A 20,818-nucleotide genomic window follows, 5' to 3' on the forward strand; every position below is an offset into this window, starting at 1 on the left:
ACAACCCCCAGATCCCAAGGAAAGCCCCATGGCCCATCGCAAAGTCGCCGACCTCGTCATCGAAACCCTGCAGCACGCCGGCGTCAAGCGCTGCTACGGCATCGTCGGCGACACCCTCAACCACGTCACCGACGCGATCCGGCGCAGCGACATCGAATGGGTGCATGTGCGCCACGAGGAGGCCGCGGCCTTCGCCGCCGGCGCGGAGTCCTACCTGTCGGGCGAGCTCACGGCCTGTGCGGGCTCCTGCGGGCCCGGCGGGCTGCACTTCATCAACGGCGTGTTCGAGGCCAACCGCAACCGCGCGCCGATGGTGCTGATCGCGAGCCAGATCGTGACCACCGAACTGGGCATGGACTTCCCGCAGGAGGTGGACTTCAAGTCGCTGTACGCGGGCTGCAGCGTGTTCTGCGCGCAGGTGCATTCGGCCGACCAGGCGCAGCGCGTCACGGCCCTGGCGGCGCAGGCCGCGCTGTCGCGCCGCGGCGTGGCGGTGGTGATCCTGCCCAGCGACATCGCGCAGACGGAGGTCAAGGAAGGGCTGAGCTTCGCCGTGCACCGCACCGCGCCCGTGGTGCGGCCCAACGACGCCGAACTCGCGCAGCTGGCCGAGCTGCTCGGCAAGGGCCGGAAGATCGCCATCTATGCGGGCCATGGCTGCGAGGGCGCGCACCGGATGCTGCTGGCGCTGGGCCAGTGCCTGAAGGCGCCGATCGCCCACACCTCGCGCGCCAAGGATTTCGTGGAGTACGACAACCCCTTCAACATGGGCATGACCGGCATCTTCGGCGTGGAGTCGGGCTACCGCGCGCTGCAGGAGTGCGACACCTTGCTGCTGCTCGGTGCCGATTTCGCGTGGAGCCAGTTCTATCCCTCGAAGGCCACGATCCTGCAGATCGACACCGACGGCAGCCACCTGGGGCGGCGCCACCCGGTGACGCTGGGGCTGGTGGGCGACGTGGCCCACACCATCGAGGCGCTGATCCCGCTGCTCGAGGAACGCAGCGACCGCAGCTTCCTCGACGAGTGCCTGCGCCATCGCCAGGACGCGGTCGATACGCTGCGGCGCGACGAGCGGCCGGGCAAGGAAGGCTTGATCCATCCGCAGCACCTCACGCACATCCTCGACGAGCTGGCCGCCGACGACGCGGTCTTCACCGCCGACGGCGGCAGCCCCATGGTGTGGTCGCTGCGCCACCTGCACATGAACGGCCGGCGCCGCACGCTGGTGAGCCTGCTGCACGGCACCATGGCCAACGCGATGCCGCAGGCGCTGGGCGCGCAGAAGGCCTATCCCGGACGGCAGGTGATCTCGCTCTCGGGCGACGGCGGCATCGCGATGCTGCTGGGCGACCTGATGACCGCGGTGCAGGAGAAGCTGCCGATCAAGGTGGTGGTCTACAACAACGCCAGCCTGAACTTCGTCGAGCTCGAGCAGAAGGTCGAGGGCCTGCTCGACAACTACACCGACCTGCTGAACCCGGACTTCGCACGCCTGGCCGAGGTGATCGGCTTCTACGGCCAGAAGGTGGAGCGCGCGGAGCTGCTGCCCGACGCGGTGCGCGCCTTCCTCGCGCATCCCGGCCCGGCGCTGCTGGACGTGAAGGTCAACCGCACCGAACTGGTGATGCCGCCCAAGGTGGAGTTCAGCCAGGTCGCGGGCACGATGCTGTACTCGGCCAAGGCGGTGCTCAGCGGCCGTGCGGGCGACGTGGTCGACCTGCTGAAGGACAACTTCGCGGAATGAGCCGGCGCGAAAGCACGACGGAGACCGGTGCATGCCCTTCGATCTGGAACGCTTCGTGACGGCCCAGGCGCCGGTGTACGGCACGGTCCTCGAGGAACTCGCGGCCGGCCGCAAGACCCGCCACTGGATGTGGTTCGTCTTTCCGCAGCTACGCGCGCTGGGACGCAGTGCGACGGCGAAGTTCTACGGCATCGAAGGCCTGGCGGAGGCCCGGGCCTATGCGGCGCATCCGGTCCTGGGCCCACGGCTGCGCGAGTGTGGCCGTCTGGTGCTGGTGGCGCTGGAGCGCCCGGGGCTGGACGTGCACCGGATCTTCGGCGCGCCCGACGACCTCAAGCTGTGTTCCTGCATGACGCTGTTCAGGGCCGCGGCGCCGGAAGAGGCAATCTTCGCGCAGGTGTTGCAGCAAGGCTGCGAAGGGGGAGGGGACCCGGCCACCCTGGCCTTGCTGGCCGCGGAAACCTAGGCTCCTGCCGGCCGGGTGCTCAGCCCGCGCGCTTCTCGACCTCTTTGGCCAGCGCCTCGTTGACCTTGGTCAATTCCTGCGCCGACTGCGCCAGCTGCTTCTCGAGCTGGTTGGCGTGTTCGATGGCCTGCGCCACGTCGCCGACCTGGACGTTGTCGGGCAATTCCTGCTCGAGCACCGTCGCGACCACGGCAAGATCCTCCGACGCGCTCTGGACCTCGGCGGCGATCGCCTGGTTCTTCTTGAGCGTGCGGTCGAGGGGCGCTGTGCCTGTGGACTGGGCCTGGGATGGGGAGGACATGGGTACTATGGTAGCAACTCGGCCGTCGGCGGGGGAAAGCCAGTGTCCGTTCAGGGCAAAAAAAAGGCCCCGTGAGGGGCCTTCATGAACTGGCTGTGTCCGGATGGAAGGTCTGGACATCGAATTTTTGGCGGAGCAGGCGGGATTCGAACCCGCGGAGGGTTTTACCCCTCACACGCTTTCCAGGCGTGCGACTTAAACCGCTCATCCACCGCTCCGCGAAGCCTCAGATTGTAGCAGTTTGAAAGGGCGTTTCAGCTCGAAGCCGCCGGTTTGCCTGCTTGAACCATGCGCATCGCCGATGCGATCAGTGCCGCGGTCTCGCTCATGTTGCTCGGCACGATCAGCGTGGTGGTCGCGTCGGCGGCCACCTTGCCGTAGGCGTCGACCGCGCGCTCGGCCACCTTGAGCTGCACCGCCTGCTCGCCGCCGGGCTGGCGGATGGCGGCGGCCACGCGTTCGATGGCACCGGCGGTGGCTTCGGCCACCGCGGTGATGGCCGCGGCCTCGCCCTGGGCGTTGTTGATCTGGGCCTGTTTCTCGCCTTCGGAGCGGGCGATGAAGGCCTCGCGTTCACCGGTGGCGATGTTGATCTGTTCCTGGCGGCGGCCTTCCGAGGCGGCGATCAGCGCGCGCTTGCCGCGTTCGGCGGTGATCTGCGCCTGCATGGCCAGCAGGATTTCCTTGGGCGGCGTCAGGTCCTTGATTTCGTAGCGCAGCACCTTGACGCCCCAGTTCAGCGCGGCTTCGTCGATGGCCGCCACGACCTGGGCGTTGATGATGTCGCGTTCCTCGAAGGTCTTGTCGAGTTCCAGCTTGCCCACCACGCTGCGCAGCGAGGTCTGGGCCAGCTGCGTCACGGCCACGATGTAGTTCGACGAGCCGTAGCTCGCGCGCATCGGGTCGGTCACCTGGAAGTACAGGATGCCGTCGACCTGCAGCTGCGTGTTGTCGCGCGTGATGCAGATCTGGCTGGGCACGTCGAGCGGGATTTCCTTCAGGCTGTGCTTGTAGGCCACCTTGTCGATGAAGGGGATCAGGAAATTGGCGCCGGGCGTCATGGTGCTGTGGTACTTGCCGAGGCGCTCGCGCACCCAGGCGTTCTGCTGCGGCACGAACTTGACCGACTGGCTGATGAACAGAATGGCGATGACCAGAATGACCAGGGGAACTGCGAAATCCATAGGGATGCTCCTTTTTGAGGGTTTCTTGCTAAATCTTGGTGACGACGAGGCGGCTGCCCACCACTTCGACCACCCGGTGTTCACCGGTCTGCAGCTCGGCGCCGGCCTTGGCCACGGCCGTCCACTGCGCACCGCGGTAGCGCACGGAGGCGGTGCCGTCGGGGTTCCAGGCCTCGACGTGGACGCTCTGCCCGATGTCGAGGTTGCCGCCGCGATTGGCCTGCGCGGGCAGGCGCGCCGCGCGCCGGCGCTTGATCAGGTACCAGCCGAGGACCGCGCCCACGCCGACCGCCGAAGCCACGATGAGTTGCGTGATCACGCCGGCGCCCAGATGGCCCGAAAGGGCCGCGGCGGCGAAGCCGGTGGCCAACAGCAGCAGGTAGACGGTGCCCGACAGCAGCTCGACCACGATGGTCGCCCCCGCGATCAACCACCAGATGGTGGAACTCTCCATACAGCCTCCTTTGTGTCGTATCCACCCCATTCTGCGACACCTGTATCAACACTTGTCTTTTGAATTCCTTACACTTCGCGCCTCTTCTCCCTGTCCGAGCCCCTGCACATGAAATTTCGCTTCCCGATCGTCATCATCGACGAGGACTTCCGCGCCGAGAACACCTCGGGTCTGGGCATTCGCGCGCTGGCGCAGGCCATCGAGAGCGAGGGTCTCGAGGTGCTGGGCGTGACCAGCTACGGCGACCTGTCGCAGTTCGCGCAGCAGCAGAGCCGCGCCAGCGCCTTCATCCTGTCGATCGACGACGAGGAATTCACGCCCGGCCCGGACCTCGATCCGGCCGTGCTGAGCCTGCGCAGCTTCATCGAACAGGTGCGCCGCAAGAACGCCGAGGTGCCGATCTACATCTACGGCGAGACGCGCACCTCGCGCCACATCCCGAACGACATCCTGCGCGAGCTGCACGGCTTCATCCACATGTTCGAGGACACCCCCGAATTCGTGGCGCGCCACATCATCCGCGAGGCCAAGAGCTACCTCGAGGGCGTGCAGCCGCCGTTCTTCAAGGCGCTGATCGACTACGCCGAAGACGGCTCCTACTCGTGGCACTGCCCGGGCCATTCGGGTGGCGTGGCCTTCCTCAAGAGCCCGGTCGGTCAGATGTTCCACCAGTTCTTCGGCGAGAACATGCTGCGCGCCGACGTCTGCAACGCCGTGGAAGAACTGGGCCAGCTGCTCGACCACACCGGCCCGGTGGCGGCCAGCGAACGCAATGCGGCGCGCATCTTCAATGCCGACCATTGCTTCTTCGTGACCAACGGCACCAGCACCAGCAACAAGATGGTCTGGCACCACACGGTGGCGCCCGACGACGTGGTGGTGGTGGACCGCAACTGCCACAAGTCGATCCTGCACGCGATCATCATGACCGGCGCGATTCCGGTCTTCATGAAGCCCACGCGCAACCATTTCGGCATCATCGGCCCGATCCCCAAGAGCGAGTTCGAGCAGAGCGCGATCAAGGCCAAGATCAAGGCCAACCCGCTGCTGGCCGGCGTCGATGCCGACAAGGTCAAGCCGCGCGTGATGACGCTCACGCAGTCGACCTACGACGGCGTGATCTACAACACCGAGACCATCAAGAACATGCTCGACGGCTACGTCGACACCCTGCACTTCGACGAAGCCTGGCTGCCGCACGCCGCCTTCCACCCGTTCTACGGCGCCTACCACGCGATGGGCAAGAACCGGGTCCGGCCCAAGGAGTCGCTGGTGTTCTCGACCCAGTCGACGCACAAGCTGCTGGCCGGCATCAGCCAGGCCAGCCACGTGCTGGTGCAGGACTCGCAGAACCGCGCGCTCGACCGCGACCTGTTCAACGAGGCCTACCTGATGCACTCGTCGACCAGCCCGCAGTACGCGATCATCGCCAGCTGCGACGTGGCCGCGGCCATGATGGAGCCGCCCGGCGGCACCGCGCTGGTGGAGGAAAGCATCCTGGAGGCGCTCGACTTCCGCCGCGCGATGCGCAAGGTCGAGGCCGAGTTCGGCAAGGACGAGTGGTGGTTCAAGGTCTGGGGCCCGGAGAAGCTGGTCGAGGAAGGCATCGGCCGCGCCGAGGACTGGATCATGAAGGGCGAGGGCAGCACCGACAGCAAGGCCAAGAGCGCGAAGCGCAACTGGCACGGCTTCGGCAAGCTGGCCGACGGCTTCAACATGCTCGACCCGATCAAGTCGACCATCGTGACCCCCGGCCTGGACCTGCAGGGCAAGTTCGCCGAGACCGGCATCCCGGCCAGCGTGGTGACCAAGTTCCTGGCCGAGCACGGCGTGATCGTGGAGAAGACCGGCCTGTACAGCTTCTTCATCATGTTCACCATCGGCATCACCAAGGGCCGCTGGAACACGCTGCTCACGGCGCTGCAGCAGTTCAAGGACGACTACGCGCGCAACCAGCCGATGTGGCGCATCCTGCCGGAGTTCTGCCAGCAGCACCCGGGCTACGAGAAGCTGGGCCTGCGCGACCTCTGCCAGCACATCCACAAGCTCTATGCGCGCTACGACGTGGCGCGCCTCACGACCGAGATGTACCTGAGCGACCTGACGCCGGCCATGAAGCCCAGCGACGCCTTCGCCCACATCGCGCACCGCAAGACCGAGCGCGTGGAGATCGACCAGCTCGAAGGCCGCATCACCACCAGCCTGATCACGCCGTACCCGCCGGGCATCCCGCTGCTGATCCCGGGCGAAGTCTTCAACAAGAAGATCGTCGACTACCTCAAGTTCGCGCGCGAGTTCAACAAGGAGTGCCCGGGCTTCGAGACCGACATCCACGGCCTGGTGGCGCGCATCGACGAAACGGGCAAGAAGCGCTACTACGCGGACTGCGTGCGCCAGCAGGCCTGAGGCCGGGGCCTCAGGGCCCCAGGTCGCCGCGCACGCGCAGGAAGCGCGCGAAGCGCGGCAGGCCCTTGGCGGTGGTGCCGTTGAAGCGGTAGCTGACCCAGCGGCCGACAGCCGGCGGATCGTCGCGCTGCGCATCGGAAAAGCCGCCGCCGAGCTTGAAGCGGCGGCCGTCGGGCATCTCGACCATCAGCGCACCCATGCGGCCCTCGTGGCGGCCCTTGCCGGGCAGGTGCGCGACGACCCGCGCATCGGCGTCCTCGTAGGGCTTGAGCTTGAGCAGGTCCTGGTTGCGCTCGGCGCGGTAGAGCGAGGCGCCGCGATGCAGCACCAGGCCTTCGCCGCCCATCTTCACGACCTCCTTCATCTGCGCCATCAGCGCGGCATGGGTGGTGGCGCGCTGCTGGGCCACCGGCAGCACCCAGGGTGCTGCAGGCAGCGGCAGCAGGCGGCGCAGCGCGGCCAGGCGGGTCGTGAAGTCGCCCGGCTCGGCGGGCAGGTCGAAGACCATGAAGCGCATCTCGCGCCAGGCGGCGTCGAGCGGCACCTGGCTGCGCACCGTGGAGGTGGCGAATTCGAAGCGGCCGCGGCCGGCCCAGAGCTCGCCGTCCATCGGCACGGCCGGCAGCGGGGCGGTGAACCAGGCCGGCGCCATCACGCGCTCGCCGCCGCGCGTCCAGAGCTGGCGGCCGTCCCAGTAGCCGCGCAGGCCGTCGTATTTCTCGCTGACCCAGTAGTCGTCGAGCGCGATGCCTTGCCGGTAGACCTCGGCCAGCATCAGCGCGGGCGCCGCCGCGAACACCGGCGAAGCGCAGCCCGCCCAGGCCAGCAGGCCCATCAGCAGGAGGCTTCGGCGATTCGGCATCGCGCCGCGCGGCGTCGTCGGACGCTATTCCTGGATGCCGCCGACGACCTGGCTGAAGCCGCCGTCGACGTAGGTGATCTCGGCCGAGACACCGCTCGCCAGATCGCTCAGCAGGAAGGCGGCGACGTTGCCGACCTCTTCGATGGTCACGTTGCGACCGATGGGCGACACCTCGGCGACCGCCGAGAGGATCTTGCTGAAGCCCTTGATGCCGCTGGCCGCCAGGGTCTTGATCGGGCCGGCGCTGATGCCGTTCACGCGCATGCCCTTGGTGCCCAGCGACTGCGCCAGGTAGCGCACCGAGGCCTCGAGGCTGGCCTTGGCCAGGCCCATGGTGTTGTAGTTGGGCATGGCGCGCTCGGAGCCCAGGTAGGTCAGGGTCAGCAGCGCCGACTTCTCGCGCAGGAAGGGCAGGGCGGCCTTGGCCATCGCGGGGAAGCTGTAGGCGCTGATGTCGTGCGCGATGCGGAAGCCTTCGCGCGACAGGCCTTCGAGGAAGTCGCCGGCGATGGCTTCGCGCGGGGCGAAGCCGATGCTGTGCACGAAGCCGTCGAATTGCGGCCAGGTCTGCGACAGGTCGGCGAACAGCTTCTCGATCTGCGCGTCGTCGCTCACGTCGCAATCGAAAATCAGCTTCGAATCGAAATCCGCGGCGAATTCGGTGATACGGTCCTTGAATCGTTCGCCGACATAGCTGAAGGCGAGTTCGGCGCCTTGTTCGTGACAGGCCTTGGCGATGCCATACGCGATCGAGCGATTGCTCAATACGCCGGTGATCAACAGTTTTTTGCCGGAAAGAAAGCCCATGAAGTTGCCTCGTGAAAATCTTGGGCAGAATTCTCGCATGCGAGGTTGGCTGCTCCTTCTATTGGCTTTCTTGGCGCTGCCCTCGTGGGCGGCGCACGGTCTGGGCATGGGCTATGAACCCAAGTACCCAGCGTCCTTCACGCACTTCGACTACGTGAACCCCGACGCGCCCAAGGGCGGCGAGCTCACGCTCTCGGCCAGCGGCAGCTTCGACAAGCTCAACCCCTTCACCCTGCGCGGCCGCCCGCCGGTCGGCATGGGCTACAGCGCGAACGGCTTCGTGTTCTCGGAGTACGGCCTCGTCTTCGACTCGCTGATGACGCCCAGCGAGGACGAGCCCTTCTCCAACTACGGCCTGCTCGCGCAGGACGCGGCGCTGGCGCCCGACCGCCTGAGCATCACCTTCAAGCTCAACCCCAAGGCCCGCTTCTCCGACGGCAGCCCGGTGCTGGCGCAGGACGTGAAGCACTCCTTCGACACGCTGATGAGCAAGCAGGCCGGGCCGACCTTCCGCTCGTACTGGGTCGACATCAAGGAGGCGGTGGTGGTCGACGATCGCACGGTGCGCTTCGACTTCAAGCGCCGCAACTCCGAGCTGCACATGATCATCGGCCAGCTGCCGGTGTTCTCGCGCGCCTGGGGCAAGGGCAAGCCCTTCGACCAGATCGTGACCGAGCCGCCGATCGCCAGCGGCCCCTACGCGATCGAGAAGGTCGACTTCGGCAAGTCCATCACCTACCGCCGGCGGGCCGACTACTGGGCGGCCGAGCTGCCGGTGCGCAAGGGCATGTTCAACTACGGCAGCGTCAACTACCAGTACTTCAAGGACCGCTTGGGCGAAGAGGAGTCGCTCAAGGCCGGCTCGCTCGACGCGCTGGAAGAGGTCTCCATCATCGCCTGGGTGCGCCGCTACAAGGGCCGGCGCTTCGATTCGGGCGAGCTCATGAAGGAAGAGATCTCGCACCGGCGCTTCACCGGCATGCAGGGCCTGGCGGTCAACCTGCGGCAACCCCGCTTCGCCGATGCACGCGTGCGCCAGGCGCTGGCGCTGGCCTTCGACTTCGACTGGCTCAACGCGCACCTGTTCTACGGGCGCCGCGCGCGCACCCAGAGCTACTTCCAGAACAGCGACGACCTGATGGCGCAGGCCGAGATCAGCCCGCAGGAGCAGGCGCTGCTCGACGGGCTCAAGACCAAACAACGCTATCTCGACAACACCCAGGGCGAACTGCCGCGACCGGCCACCACCGGCGACACCGCCGAAGGCCTGCGGCGCAACCTGGTGCGCGCCCAGGCGCTGCTGCGCGAGGCCGGCTGGAGCTACCGCGACGGCGCGCTGCGCGACGCGGCCGGCACGCCGCTGGTGATCGACATCGACATCGCCGACCGCAGCTCCGAGACCGTGCTCGCGCCCTACGCGCGCAACCTGGGCAAGCTGGGCATCAAGCTGCAGTACCGGCTGCGCGACGCCAGCCTGATCAAGAAGAAGCTCGACGATTTCGATTTCGACATGGCGATCAGCCTGCAGGGCGGCTCCTCGAGCCCCGGCAACGAGCTCTACGACGACTTCGGCTCCAAGGCCGCCGTCGAGAAGGGCAGCCAGAACCTCAGCGGCATCAGCGACCCGGTGATCGACGAGATCCTCGAACTGATCGTCGACAGCCCCGACCGCGCCTCGCTGGCCGCGGCCGCGCGGCTGCTGGACCGCTACCTGCTGCACCAGCACTACGTGACGCCGATGTACTACGGCAAGCAGTACTTCATGGCCCACAAGCAGTACCTGCGCCATCCCGAGGCCGCGCTGCCGCAGCGCCTGCTGGCCGGCTCGGCGCTGCTGACGATGTGGTGGATCGACCCCTCGCACAAGAAGTAGACCGAGACTCCGACCCCACCGCATGGCCGCCTACATCCTCCGACGCCTTCTCCTCATCATTCCCACCTTGCTGGGCGTGCTGATCCTCAATTTCGTGGTGGTGCAGTTCGTGCCCGGCGGGCCGGCCGAGCAGCTGCTCTCCCAGCTCAACGACAAGGAAAGCCGGATCTCTGGTGGGCCCGCCGGCCGTTCGCTGGACCCGAAGCAGGTGGCCGAGATCAAGGCGCTCTACGGCTTCGACAAGCCCGCGCCCGAGCGTTTCTGGCAGATGCTGACCCAGTTCGCGCGCTTCGACCTGGGCAAGAGCTTCTTCCAGAGCAAGGACGTCTGGGAGCTGATCAAGGAGAAGCTGCCGGTCTCGATCAGCCTGGGCCTGTGGACCTTCTTCATCAGCTACCTGATCGCGGTGCCGCTGGGCGTGGCGAAGGCGGTGCGGGCCGGCTCGAGCTTCGACTTCTTCACCACGCTGATCGTGCTGATCGGCTATGCGATCCCGGGCTTCGTGCTGGGCGTGGCGCTGCTGGTGATCTTCGGCGGGCAGCTGCAGTGGTTCCCGCTGCGCGGCCTGACCTCGCCCAACTGGGAGTCCCTGAGCTGGGGCGCGCGCATCACCGACTACCTCTGGCACATCACGCTGCCGGTGACGGCGATGGTGCTGGGCAGCTTCGCGGTCACGGCCATGCTGACCAAGAATTCCTTCCTCGAGGAGATCCGCAAGCAGTACGTGCTGACCGCGCGCGCCAAGGGGCTGTCGGAGCGGGCCGTGCTCTGGAAGCATGTGTTCCGCAACGCGCTGATCCCGATCGTCACCGGTTTCCCGGCCGCCTTCATCGGCGCCTTCTTCACCGGCGCGCTGCTGATCGAGACCCTGTTCTCGCTCGACGGCCTGGGCCTCCTGAGCTACGAGAGCGTGATCCGGCGCGACTACCCGGTGTTTCTGGGCACGCTCTACATCTTCACGCTCATCGGCCTGCTGACCAAGCTGATTTCCGATCTCTGCTACGTATGGGTGGACCCGCGTGTCAAGTTTGATTGAGACTCCCATGACGCCTGCGGCGCCCGTCGTGGCGAGCGCGCCGAGCACCTCGCTGAGTCCGGGCCGGCGCGCCTGGCTGCGCTTCAAGCGCAACCGGCTGGGCTTCTGGAGCCTCACGGTGTTCAGCGTGCTGGTGGTGCTGAGCCTGTTCGCCGAGGTGCTGTCGACCGACCGCCCGCTGCTGCTGCGCTACGAGGGGCAGACCTATGTCCCGGTGCTGCGCGACTACCCCGAGACCACCTTCGGCGGCAACTTCGAGACACCGACCGACTTCCTCGACCCCTTCATCCAGGAGCGCATCACGCGCGGCGACAACTGGGCGATCTACGCGCCCAACCGCTACGGCCCGCGCACGCTCAACTACTTCGCCAAGCAGCCCAATCCGGCGCCACCGTCGAGCGAGAACCTGTTCGGCACCGACGACCGCGGCCGCGACCTGCTGGCCCAGCTGATCTACGGCTTCCGCGTGAGCGTGCTGTTCGCGCTGGCCCTGACCTTCATCGGCGTGCTGCTGGGCGTGGTCACGGGCGCGCTGCAAGGCTTCTTCGGCGGCAAGACCGACCTGGCCTTCCAGCGCTTCATCGAGATCTGGGGCGCGATGCCCGAGCTCTACCTGCTGATCATCTTCAGCGCGATCTTCAACCCCAGCGTGGCGCTGCTGCTGATCCTGCTGAGCCTGTTCGGCTGGATGGGGCTGTCGGACTACGTGCGTGCCGAGTTCCTGCGCAACCGTCAGATGGATTACGTGCGTGCCGCCCGGGCGCTGGGCGTGTCGAACCTGCAGATCATGCGGCGCCACATCCTGCCCAACAGCATGACGCCGGTCGTGACCTTCCTGCCCTTCCGCATGAGCGCGGCCATCCTGGCGCTGACCTCGCTCGACTTCCTGGGCCTGGGCGTGCCGCCGGGCACGCCGTCGCTGGGCGAACTGCTGAGCCAGGGCAAGGGCAACATCGATGCCTGGTGGATCTCGCTGTCGACCTTCATGGTGCTGGTCGTGACCCTGATGCTGCTGACCTTCATGGGCGACGCGCTGCGCGACGCCCTCGACCCCCGAAAGCTGGACCGATGAACGCATTGCTGGATGTCCAGGGTCTTCACGTGGCCTTCGGCGGCAAGCCGGTGGTGCACGGCATCGATTTCTCGATCGCGCCCGGCGAGAAGCTCGCGCTGGTGGGCGAGTCCGGCTCGGGCAAGACCGTGACCGCGCTGAGCCTGCTGCGACTGGCGCAGAACGCCGAGATCTCCGGCATTGCGCGGTTTGCGGGCACGGGGGAGGGCGCCACGCGCGACCTGCTCTCGATGCCCGAGCAGGCCTTGCGCGGCGTGCGCGGCAAGGAGATCGCGATGATCTTCCAGGAGCCCATGACCGCGCTGAATGCGCTCTACACGGTGGGCGACCAGGTGGCCGAGGTGCTGGAGCTTCACGAGGGCCTGTCGAAGCGCGCGGCGCAGGAAGCGGCCGTGCAGCTGCTGGCCGACACCGGCATCGCCGACCCGGCCCGGCGCGCGCGCGCCTACCCGCACCAGCTGTCGGGCGGCCAACGCCAGCGCGCCATGATCGCCATGGCGCTGGCCTGCAAGCCGCGGCTGCTGCTGGCCGACGAGCCGACCACGGCGCTCGACGTCACGGTGCGCGCGCAGATCCTCGAACTGCTGAGCGAACTGCAGCGCAAGCACGGCATGGCGGTGCTGCTGATCACCCACGACCTGAACCTGGTGCGGCGCTTCGCCGACCGGGTGGCGGTGATGGAGCGCGGCCGCATCGTGGAGCAGGGCGCCGTGGCCGAAGTGTTCGGTGCGCCGCAGCATGCCTACACGCGCCGGCTGATCGACAGCCGCCCGGTGCGCGACGTGGCACCCAGCCAGGCGGGCGCGGCGCCCGTGCTGGCGGCGCAGGCGCTGCGCGTGAGCTATCCGGTCTCGGTCCCGGGCCTGCGCGGCTGGTTCCGCAAGGGCGAGTTCGTGGCGGTGCAGGGCGCCGACTTCGCCATCGCACCGGGCCAGACGCTGGGCGTGGTGGGCGAGTCGGGCTCGGGCAAATCGACGCTCGCATTGGCCGCGCTGGGCCTGCTGCCGCACGGCGGCAGCGTGGCGGTGGGCGGGCAGCGCTGGGGACGGGGCAGCACCGAAGACCGGGCACTGCGGCGCACCATGCAGGTGGTGTTCCAGGACCCGTTCTCCTCGCTGTCGCCGCGCATGACGGTCGAGCAGATCGTGGGCGAGGGGCTCACGGTCCATGCGCCCGCGCTCGATGCGGCGCAACGCCGCGTCCGGGTGCTGGCGGCGCTGGAGGACGTGGGCCTGACCGAGGTGCAGTTTCCCGCGCTGCTCGACCGCTATCCGCACGAGTTCTCCGGCGGGCAACGCCAGCGGCTGGCGGTGGCGCGCGCGCTGGTGGTCGATCCGCAGCTGCTGGTGCTCGACGAGCCCACCAGCGCGCTCGACGTCACGATCCAGAAGCAGGTGCTGGGCCTGCTGCAGCGGCTGCAGCGCGAGCGCGGCCTGGGCTACCTGCTGATCACCCACGACGTCGAGGTGATCCGGGCCATGGCGCACCAGGTGATCGTGATGAAGGACGGCGCCATCCTCGAGCACGGTCCGGTCGACCGGGTGCTCGACCGGCCCGAACACCCCTACACGCGCAAGCTGGTCGCGGCCGCCCTGGCCGACTGAAGACATTTTTTCACCGACCCATGTCGAACTTCGGATACGACCGCCGCGGCGCCTGGCGCGCCGCCCTCGCGTGCATGGTCACGCTGGCGGTGGCCATGGGCCTGGGGCGCTTCGCCTTCACGCCCATGCTTCCGATCATGCTGCACGAGGGCAAGCTGGACCTGCAGAGCGGCGGCGTGCTGGCCTCGCTCAACTACCTGGGCTATTTCCTGGGGGCGGTGTCCTGCGCCGCGATCCGGCTGCGGCCCGCCTTCATGGTGCGCAGCGGCCTGGTCGCGACCGCGGTGCTGCTGCTGGGCATGGGCCTGCTCAACGGCTTCACGCTGTGGGGTGCGCTGCGCGGCGCGGCGGGCGTGGTGAGCGCCTGGACCTTCGTCTTCGCTTCCGGCTGGGGCCTGCGCCGGCTGGCCGAAACCGGTGCGCCGACGCTCGGCGGCGTGATCTACAGCGGCCCGGGCCTGGGCATCGCCGCCACCGGCCTGCTGGGTGGGCTGACCGGCCGCTGGGGTTCCGACTGGGCCTGGATCGGCTATGGGCTGGTGGCCGTCGTGCTGATTGCGCTGATCTGGCGGATTTTCGACGACGGCATGCCGGTCGCGACCGCCGCGGGCGCGCCGCAGACGCCAGCACCGGTGGTGGCGCCGGCCGATCACCGGAGCGATGCGCGCTGGCTGGTCGCGCTCTACGGGCTGGCCGGCTTCGGCTACATCATCACCGCCACCTTCCTGCCGGTGATCGCGCGCCAAGCGCTGCCGGGATCGCCCTGGCCGGATTTCTTCTGGCCGCTGTTCGGCCTGGCGATCGTGCCGGGGGCGCTGATCGGCGCGCGGGCACCGCCCGAATGGGACAACCGCCTGCTGCTGGCCATCGCCTATGCGCTCCAGGCCGTCGGCGTGGTGCTGTCGGTGGCCTGGCCGACCATCGCCGGCTTTGCATTGGGCAGCCTGCTGCTGGGCATGCCGTTCACCGCCATCACGCTGTTCGCGGTGCGCGACGCGCGCCGTTTGCGCGGCAATGCGGCGGCCGGATTGATCGGTTACGCCACCGCATCCTATGGGGTCGGCCAGATTCTCGGGCCGCTGTTCGCCGCGCCTTTGGCACAGCGGACCGGTTCTTTCGAAGTCCCCCTGCTGGTGGCGGCCGCGGTGCTGGCCGTCGGCTCGGTGCTTTTTGCCTTCGTCTGGTGGCAGGCCCGGGCAAGGGCGCAGGCTTTGGCGGGTTAAAGCCCCACACTTTTGAGCACTTTTGGGCATATAATCCAAGGCTCACGACCAAACGGGCGGGTACCAACCGCCCGTTTTTTATTGGGCGAAGCATTTCTCTCGACGATGGGCGGTTGCACGGCGGTAATGAAAACCGGCCAGCATCGCAATTCAGAGAGCAACACCAAAGGCGCATTCAGACACGTGGCATTGCAGCAAACAGTGGAACAAACCGTAGCCGGACTCGGCTACGACCTGGTCGAGATCGAGCGGTCGGCCGGTGGCCTGCTGCGCGTGACGATTGATTTGCCCTGGACCGCCCCCACCTCGGAAGAGGTCGCAGCCGGCGTTCCCGAGCCCTATGTGACGGTGGAAGACTGCGAGAAGGTCACGCGCCAATTGCAGTTTGCGCTCGAGGTCGATGGTGCGGAATACAAGCGGCTCGAGGTGTCCTCGCCGGGTATTGACCGCCCTTTGCGAAATGAGCAGGATTTCGAGCGTTTCGTCGGCGATGTGATCGACCTGACGCTCAAGGCGCCCATGGGCGCTGCGGCTGGTGGCCAGGTGTCGGCCAGCCGCAAGAAGTTTCGCGGCACGCTGGAGCGTGCCGACGGTGGTGGCTGGCAGATCGTCTGGAGCGACGCCCCCGAACCCAAACCTGGACAAAGAGTGAGCAAGAAGCGCGCGCCTGCACCGTTGCATGTGCTGGGCTTCACGCTGGACGAATTGCGCGAAGCGCGGCTTGCGCCGATCGTGGATTTCAAGGGGCGCAGGCCCAGAACCCTAGAGGGTTCGCTGGACAAGGCCCCCGAGGGCCTTTCGGACATTGGCGGCACGGAAGTGTCGGACTGACAAGAGGAGCGTAGTGGCATGAATCGCGAAATGTTGATGTTGGTGGATGCGATATCGCGGGAGAAGAACGTCGAGCGCGACGTCGTCTTCGGCGCGGTCGAGTCCGCACTGGCGCAGGCTACCAAGAAGCTCCATCAGGGCGACGTGGACATCCGCGTCGCGGTCGACCGCGACAGCGGCGACTACGAAACCTTCCGCCGCTGGCACGTCGTCCCGGATGAAGCCGGCCTGCAACTGCCGGACCAGGAAATCCTGCTGTTCGAAGCCAAGGAAGAGATGCCCGACATCGAGGTCGACGAGTACATCGAGGAAGCGGTGGACTCGGTGCCGATCGGCCGCATCGGCGCCATGGCCGCCAAGCAGGTGATCCTGCAGAAGATCCGCGACGCCGAGCGCGAGATGCTGCTCAACGATTTCATGTCGCGCGGCGACAAGATCTTCGTGGGCACCGTCAAGCGCCTGGACAAGGGCGACATCATCGTGGAAGCCGGGCGCGTCGAAGGCCGCCTGCGCCGCAGCGAGATGATCGCCAAGGAAAACCTGCGCAACGGCGACCGCGTGCGGGCCATGATCATGGAGGTCGACCTGACGCTGCGCGGCGCGCCGATCATCCTGTCGCGCTCGGCCCCCGAGTTCATGATCGAGCTGTTCCGCCAGGAAGTGCCCGAGATCGAGCAGGGCCTGCTCGAGATCAAGAGCTGCGCCCGTGACCCGGGTTCGCGCGCCAAGATCGCGGTGCTCTCGCACGACAAGCGTGTCGACCCGATCGGCACCTGCGTCGGCGTGCGGGGCACCCGCGTCAACGCCGTGACCAACGAACTCGCCGGCGAGCGCGTGGACATCGTGCTGTGGAGCGAGGACCCGGCCCAGTTCGTGATCGGCGCCCTGGCGCCGGCCAACGTGTCCTCGATCGTGGTCGATGAAGAAAAGCACGCCATGGACGTGGTGGTCGACGAGGAAAACCTCGCGATCGCCATCGGCCGCGGCGGGCAGAACGTGCGGCTGGCTTCCGACCTCACCGGTTGGAAGATCAACATCATGGATGCCAGCGAGTCGGCCCAGAAGCAGGCGCTCGAGACCGACTCGAGCCGCAAGCTCTTCATGGAAAAGCTCGATGTGGACGAGGAAATCGCCGACATCCTGATCAACGAAGGTTTCACCAGCCTGGAAGAAGTGGCCTATGTGCCGATCTCCGAGCTGCTGGAGATCGAGAGCTTCGACGAAGACACGATCAACGAGCTGCGCACGCGTGCCAAGGATGCGTTGCTCACGATGGAAATCGCCAAGGAAGAAAGCGCCGAAGGCATCTCGCAGAACCTGCGCGATCTCGAAGGCCTCGACGCCGAACTCATTCCGAAATTGGCCGAGGCGGGTGTCCACACCCGTGACGACCTGGCCGACCTCGCGGTCGACGAACTCACCGAGATCACCGGCCACAGCGCCGATGACGCCAAAGCCCTCATCTTGAAAGCCCGTGAACATTGGTTCTCGGGCCAAGAGTGACGGTCATGGGAGCACGAAGCACATATGTCCAGCACCACAGTCGCCGAGTTCGCGAACGAACTCAAGAAGACCCCCGAAACCTTGCTTGATCAGCTCAAGAGCGCAGGCGTGGCGAAAGCCTCGCCGACCGATGCACTCACCGAGACCGACAAGCAGCGTCTGCTCGGCTTTCTGAAGGCCAGCCACGGCACGGCCGAAACCGAGCGCAAGAAGATCACCCTGGTCAAGAAATCGACCAGCGAGATCAAGCAGGCGGATGCCACCGGGCGCGCCCGCACGATCCAGGTGGAAGTGCGCAAGAAGCGCACCTTCATCCAGCGCGACGAAGGTCCTGCCGCCGAGCCGGTGCAGGCCCCAGCCCCCGTTGCCGAACCCGCGGCCCCCAAGGTCGACGAAGCCGAACTGGCCCGTCGCGAGGAGGATGCACGCCGCCAAGCCGAACTGATCCGCCGCCAGGAAGAAGAATTGGTCGAAAAACGTCGCCAACGCGAAGCGGCCGAAGCCGTCGAACGCGAGAAGGCCGAGCGCGCCGAACAGGCTGAACAGCAAGCCAAGGCTGCTGCGCTCCAGAAGGAAAAAGAAGCCGCCGCCGCCCGTCCGCCGGCCCCCGCAGCGCCCAAGGCGCCGGTGGTCGAGACGCAGGCCGCGAACGATGCCGCCACCGGCAAGGCCGCGGCAGAAGCCGCCGCCAACCAGGCCAAGGAAGACGCCAAGGCCAAGGTGGCCGCCGAATCGAAGGCCCGTGCCGACGAGGAAGCCGCGCGCGCCAAGGACCTGGACGAACGCCGCCGCAAGGCGCTGGCCGAGGCCGAAGCCATCCGCGCCATGATGAACGCACCGGCCCGCGTGCTGGTGCCGCACAAGGCGCCCGAGAAGGAAGTGCCGAAGCCGGCCGTCAAGGGCACGCTGCACAAGCCGGTCGCTCCCGCGGCCCGCCCGGGTGCGCCCGCGGCCGCCGGCGCTGCCACGGCGCCTGGCGCCAGCAAGGACGTCAAGTCGGCCAAGCTCTCGTCGAGCTGGGCTGGCGATCCGGCCAAGAAGAAGGAAATCAAGACCCGCGGCGATGCCAGCGGTGGTGTCAGCCGCGGCAGCTGGCGCGGAGGCCCGCGTGGGCGCCGTGGCAGCAACGACCGTGGCGGCCATGAAGAACACGTGCAGGCCGCACCGGTGGAAGCGCGCGTGCTCGAAGTGCACGTGCCCGAAACCATCACCGTGGCCGAGCTGGCGCACAAGATGGCCGTCAAGGCGCAAGAAGTCATCAAGCAGTTGATGAAGCTCGGCATGATGGCGACCATCAACCAGTCGCTCGACCAGGACACCGCGATGATCATCGTGGAGGACATGGGCCACACGGCCGTGGTCGCCGCGCTGGACGATCCGGAAGCCTTCACCGACGAGGACGTCGGCGCACAGGCCGGCGAATCGCTGCCGCGCGCTCCGGTGGTCACCGTCATGGGTCACGTCGACCACGGCAAGACCTCGCTGCTGGACTACATCCGCCGCGCCAAGGTCGCCGCGGGCGAAGCCGGCGGCATCACGCAGCACATCGGCGCCTACCACGTCGAAACGCCGCGCGGCATGGTGTCCTTCCTCGACACCCCGGGTCACGAGGCGTTCACCGCCATGCGTGCCCGCGGTGCGCAGGCCACCGACATCGTCATCCTGGTGGTGGCGGCCGACGACGGCGTCATGCCGCAGACCAAGGAAGCCATCAAGCACGCGAAGGCGGCCGGTGTGCCGATCGTGGTCGCGATCAACAAGATCGACAAGCCCGACGCCAACCTGGACCGCGTGAAGCAGGAACTGGTGGCCGAAGAAGTCGTGCCCGAAGAGTACGGCGGCGAAGTGCCCTTCGTGCCCGTGTCCGCGAAGACCGGCCAGGGCGTGGACGACCTGCTCGAACAGGTGCTGCTGCAGGCCGAAGTGCTGGAACTCAAGGCGCCGGTGCAGGCCGCCGCCAAGGGCCTGGTCATCGAAGCCCAGCTCGACAAGGGCCGCGGCCCGGTCGCGACCGTGCTGGTCCAGTCCGGCACGCTCAAGACCGGCGACGTGGTGCTGGCCGGCTCGACCTATGGCCGCGTGCGCGCCATGCTGGACGAAGACGGCAAGTCGACCAAGTCGGCAGGTCCGTCGATCCCGGTGGAAATCCAGGGCCTGACCGAAGTGCCGCAGGCGGGCGACGAGTTCATGGTGATGGCCGACGAGCGCCGTGCGCGCGAAATCGCGACCTACCGCGCGGGCAAGTTCCGCAACACCAAGCTGGCCAAGCAACAGGCTTCGAACCTGCAAAGCATGTTCACCGACCTGTCGGCCGGCGAAGTGCAGACGCTGCGACTCATCATCAAGGCCGACGTGCAAGGTTCGCAGGAAGCCTTGGCGCAATCGCTGCTCAAGCTGGCGACCGAAGAGGTCAAGGTCCAGATCGTGTACGCCGGTGTCGGCGGCATCAGCGAGAACGACATCAACCTCGCGATCGCTTCGAAGGCAGTGGTCATCGGCTTCAACGTGCGTGCCGATTCGGGCGCACGCAAGCTGGCCGAAGGCAACGGCGTGCAGCTGAACTACTACAGCATCATCTACGACGCCGTCGATGAGGTGAAGGTGGCGATGTCCGGCATGCTGGCTCCCGAGCGCCGCGAAGAGATCATCGGCCAGGCCGAGATCCGCACGGTGTTCGTGGCTTCGAAGATCGGTACCGTCGCCGGTTCGTACATCACCGCAGGTTCGGTCAACCGCAGCGCGCATTTCCGCCTGCTGCGCGACAACGTGGTGGTCTACACGGGCGAGGTCGACTCGATCAAGCGCATGAAGGACGACGTGCGCGAAGTCCGCGAAGGCTTCGAGTGCGGTATCAAGCTCAAGAACTACAACGACATCAAAGAAGGCGATCAGCTCGAATTCTTCGAAATCAAGGAGATTGCGCGGACGCTGTAATTCGGACATCCGGGCCCGGAGGGCGCAACGATCACGCAAAGGACGCGAAGGAAGACCTTGAGGGTTTTCTTTCTGCCTCTTTTGCGCCTTTTGCGAAACCTTCGCGTCCTCTGCGTCCAGTATCTGATCCCGCATTCCATCCATGCCCAAAAGAAAAGCAGCCGCCCCCAACCGCGCCTTCAAGGTCGCCGACCAGATCCAGCGGGATCTGACGGAGCTGATCGCGCGCGAGTTGAAGGACCCGCGCGTCGGCATGGTCACGATCCAGGCGGTCGAGGTCACACCCGACTACGCGCACGCCAAGATCTATTTCAGCCTGCTGGTCGGCGACCCCGTGGTCACGACCGAGGCGCTGAACCAGGCCGCGGGCTTCCTGCGCAACGGCCTGTTCAAGCGCCTGCAGATCCACACCGTGCCGACGCTGCACTTCCTGTTCGACCGCACCACCGAGCGCGCGGCCGACATGAATGCACTGATCGCCCAGGCCGTCGCCTCGCGCTCGAAAGACGAGTAGG

The 20,818-nt window shown here is 66.9% G+C and carries 17 protein-coding genes and 1 tRNA gene; 12 read left to right on the top strand and 6 right to left on the bottom strand.

Features of this window, described 5'->3' with window-relative positions; all coding sequences use genetic code 11:
• Positions 1 to 28: 28 nt before the first annotated feature.
• Entirely contained in the window at positions 29 to 1,747 is a 1,719-nt protein-coding gene (locus QTI20_RS08020; RefSeq protein WP_286548612.1) for a thiamine pyrophosphate-dependent enzyme, read from the top strand.
• A 31-nt stretch (positions 1,748 to 1,778) separates the two neighbouring features.
• Entirely contained in the window at positions 1,779 to 2,213 is a 435-nt protein-coding gene (locus QTI20_RS08025; protein WP_286548609.1) for a DUF1810 domain-containing protein, read from the top strand.
• A gap of 19 nt (positions 2,214 to 2,232) precedes the next feature.
• Here QTI20_RS08025 and QTI20_RS08030 read toward each other — a convergent pair whose 3' ends face one another.
• From QTI20_RS08030 to QTI20_RS08045, 4 genes are all read right to left on the bottom strand, one after another.
• Positions 2,233 to 2,514, bottom strand: coding sequence for a hypothetical protein (locus QTI20_RS08030; protein ID WP_286548607.1), 282 nt, complete (start codon positions 2,512 to 2,514; stop codon positions 2,233 to 2,235).
• 128 nt (positions 2,515 to 2,642) lie between these two features.
• Positions 2,643 to 2,732, bottom strand: a tRNA-Ser gene (locus tag QTI20_RS08035).
• A gap of 36 nt (positions 2,733 to 2,768) precedes the next feature.
• On the bottom strand, positions 2,769 to 3,698 hold the full coding sequence (locus QTI20_RS08040) for an SPFH domain-containing protein (RefSeq protein WP_183026839.1): 930 nt from the start codon (positions 3,696 to 3,698) through the stop codon (positions 2,769 to 2,771).
• Between the two features lie 28 nt (positions 3,699 to 3,726).
• Complete coding sequence (locus QTI20_RS08045) at positions 3,727 to 4,152, bottom strand: NfeD family protein (protein ID WP_286548604.1); 426 nt, start codon at positions 4,150 to 4,152, stop codon at positions 3,727 to 3,729.
• 108 nt (positions 4,153 to 4,260) lie between these two features.
• Here QTI20_RS08045 and QTI20_RS08050 point away from each other — a divergent pair, with 108 nt between their 5' ends.
• On the top strand, positions 4,261 to 6,558 hold the full coding sequence (locus QTI20_RS08050; RefSeq protein ID WP_286548603.1) for an arginine/lysine/ornithine decarboxylase: 2,298 nt from the start codon (positions 4,261 to 4,263) through the stop codon (positions 6,556 to 6,558).
• A gap of 10 nt (positions 6,559 to 6,568) precedes the next feature.
• Here QTI20_RS08050 and QTI20_RS08055 read toward each other — a convergent pair whose 3' ends face one another.
• Both QTI20_RS08055 and fabI read right to left on the bottom strand, forming a co-directional pair.
• Positions 6,569 to 7,420 (bottom strand): DNA ligase, encoded by an 852-nt coding sequence (locus QTI20_RS08055; RefSeq protein ID WP_286548601.1) that lies wholly within the window; start codon positions 7,418 to 7,420, stop codon positions 6,569 to 6,571.
• A gap of 24 nt (positions 7,421 to 7,444) precedes the next feature.
• Positions 7,445 to 8,227, bottom strand: a complete 783-nt coding sequence (gene fabI, locus QTI20_RS08060; protein WP_286548600.1) for an enoyl-ACP reductase FabI — start codon at positions 8,225 to 8,227, stop codon at positions 7,445 to 7,447.
• A gap of 70 nt (positions 8,228 to 8,297) precedes the next feature.
• On the opposite strand from fabI, the gene QTI20_RS08065 reads away from it, so the two are divergent.
• From QTI20_RS08065 to rbfA, 9 genes are all read left to right on the top strand, one after another.
• Complete coding sequence (locus tag QTI20_RS08065) at positions 8,298 to 10,100, top strand: extracellular solute-binding protein (protein WP_286548598.1); 1,803 nt, start codon at positions 8,298 to 8,300, stop codon at positions 10,098 to 10,100.
• 22 nt (positions 10,101 to 10,122) lie between these two features.
• A complete protein-coding gene (locus QTI20_RS08070) occupies positions 10,123 to 11,136 on the top strand; it encodes a microcin C ABC transporter permease YejB (RefSeq protein WP_286548596.1) in 1,014 nt (337 codons plus the stop codon).
• 7 nt (positions 11,137 to 11,143) lie between these two features.
• Positions 11,144 to 12,208, top strand: coding sequence for an ABC transporter permease (locus QTI20_RS08075; protein ID WP_286548595.1), 1,065 nt, complete (start codon positions 11,144 to 11,146; stop codon positions 12,206 to 12,208).
• Positions 12,205 to 13,812 carry an ABC transporter ATP-binding protein gene (locus QTI20_RS08080; protein ID WP_286548594.1) on the top strand — a complete coding sequence of 536 codons (1,608 nt, stop codon included), beginning with the start codon at positions 12,205 to 12,207 and terminating at the stop codon, positions 13,810 to 13,812. Before QTI20_RS08075 ends, QTI20_RS08080 begins: the two co-directional genes overlap by 4 nt.
• 20 nt (positions 13,813 to 13,832) lie before the next feature.
• Positions 13,833 to 15,035 (top strand): YbfB/YjiJ family MFS transporter, encoded by a 1,203-nt coding sequence (locus tag QTI20_RS08085; RefSeq protein ID WP_286548592.1) that lies wholly within the window; start codon positions 13,833 to 13,835, stop codon positions 15,033 to 15,035.
• A gap of 183 nt (positions 15,036 to 15,218) precedes the next feature.
• Complete coding sequence (gene rimP, locus QTI20_RS08090) at positions 15,219 to 15,866, top strand: ribosome maturation factor RimP (protein WP_286550970.1); 648 nt, start codon at positions 15,219 to 15,221, stop codon at positions 15,864 to 15,866.
• An 18-nt stretch (positions 15,867 to 15,884) separates the two neighbouring features.
• Positions 15,885 to 17,369 (top strand): transcription termination factor NusA, encoded by a 1,485-nt coding sequence (nusA, locus tag QTI20_RS08095; RefSeq protein WP_183026850.1) that lies wholly within the window; start codon positions 15,885 to 15,887, stop codon positions 17,367 to 17,369.
• 24 nt (positions 17,370 to 17,393) lie between these two features.
• Positions 17,394 to 20,303: a translation initiation factor IF-2 gene (gene infB / locus QTI20_RS08100; RefSeq protein WP_286548591.1), complete on the top strand. Its 2,910-nt coding sequence runs from the start codon at positions 17,394 to 17,396 to the stop codon at positions 20,301 to 20,303.
• Between the two features lie 142 nt (positions 20,304 to 20,445).
• Positions 20,446 to 20,817, top strand: a complete 372-nt coding sequence (gene rbfA, locus QTI20_RS08105; RefSeq protein WP_140838664.1) for a 30S ribosome-binding factor RbfA — start codon at positions 20,446 to 20,448, stop codon at positions 20,815 to 20,817.
• The last annotated feature ends 1 nt before the right edge of the window (position 20,818 follow it).

The sequence above is a fragment of the Variovorax sp. J2P1-31 genome (assembly GCF_030317215.1).
GTDB lineage: Bacteria > Pseudomonadota > Gammaproteobacteria > Burkholderiales > Burkholderiaceae_C > Variovorax.

Excerpts from the sequence above, each read along its gene's own strand:
- rbfA (WP_140838664.1), top strand. The coding sequence starts at position 20,446 with ATGCCCAAAAGAAAAGCAGCCGCCCCCAACCGCGCCTTCAAGGTCGCC.
- QTI20_RS08045 (WP_286548604.1), bottom strand. The coding sequence starts at position 4,152 with ATGGAGAGTTCCACCATCTGGTGGTTGATCGCGGGGGCGACCATCGTG.
- nusA (WP_183026850.1), top strand. The coding sequence starts at position 15,885 with ATGAATCGCGAAATGTTGATGTTGGTGGATGCGATATCGCGGGAGAAG.
- fabI (WP_286548600.1), bottom strand. The coding sequence starts at position 8,227 with ATGGGCTTTCTTTCCGGCAAAAAACTGTTGATCACCGGCGTATTGAGC.
- QTI20_RS08080 (WP_286548594.1), top strand. The coding sequence starts at position 12,205 with ATGAACGCATTGCTGGATGTCCAGGGTCTTCACGTGGCCTTCGGCGGC.
- QTI20_RS08075 (WP_286548595.1), top strand. The coding sequence starts at position 11,144 with ATGACGCCTGCGGCGCCCGTCGTGGCGAGCGCGCCGAGCACCTCGCTG.
- QTI20_RS08025 (WP_286548609.1), top strand. The coding sequence starts at position 1,779 with ATGCCCTTCGATCTGGAACGCTTCGTGACGGCCCAGGCGCCGGTGTAC.
- QTI20_RS08055 (WP_286548601.1), bottom strand. The coding sequence starts at position 7,420 with ATGCCGAATCGCCGAAGCCTCCTGCTGATGGGCCTGCTGGCCTGGGCG.
- QTI20_RS08050 (WP_286548603.1), top strand. The coding sequence starts at position 4,261 with ATGAAATTTCGCTTCCCGATCGTCATCATCGACGAGGACTTCCGCGCC.
- QTI20_RS08040 (WP_183026839.1), bottom strand. The coding sequence starts at position 3,698 with ATGGATTTCGCAGTTCCCCTGGTCATTCTGGTCATCGCCATTCTGTTC.
- infB (WP_286548591.1), top strand. The coding sequence starts at position 17,394 with ATGTCCAGCACCACAGTCGCCGAGTTCGCGAACGAACTCAAGAAGACC.
- QTI20_RS08070 (WP_286548596.1), top strand. The coding sequence starts at position 10,123 with ATGGCCGCCTACATCCTCCGACGCCTTCTCCTCATCATTCCCACCTTG.
- QTI20_RS08030 (WP_286548607.1), bottom strand. The coding sequence starts at position 2,514 with ATGTCCTCCCCATCCCAGGCCCAGTCCACAGGCACAGCGCCCCTCGAC.
- QTI20_RS08020 (WP_286548612.1), top strand. The coding sequence starts at position 29 with ATGGCCCATCGCAAAGTCGCCGACCTCGTCATCGAAACCCTGCAGCAC.
- QTI20_RS08085 (WP_286548592.1), top strand. The coding sequence starts at position 13,833 with ATGTCGAACTTCGGATACGACCGCCGCGGCGCCTGGCGCGCCGCCCTC.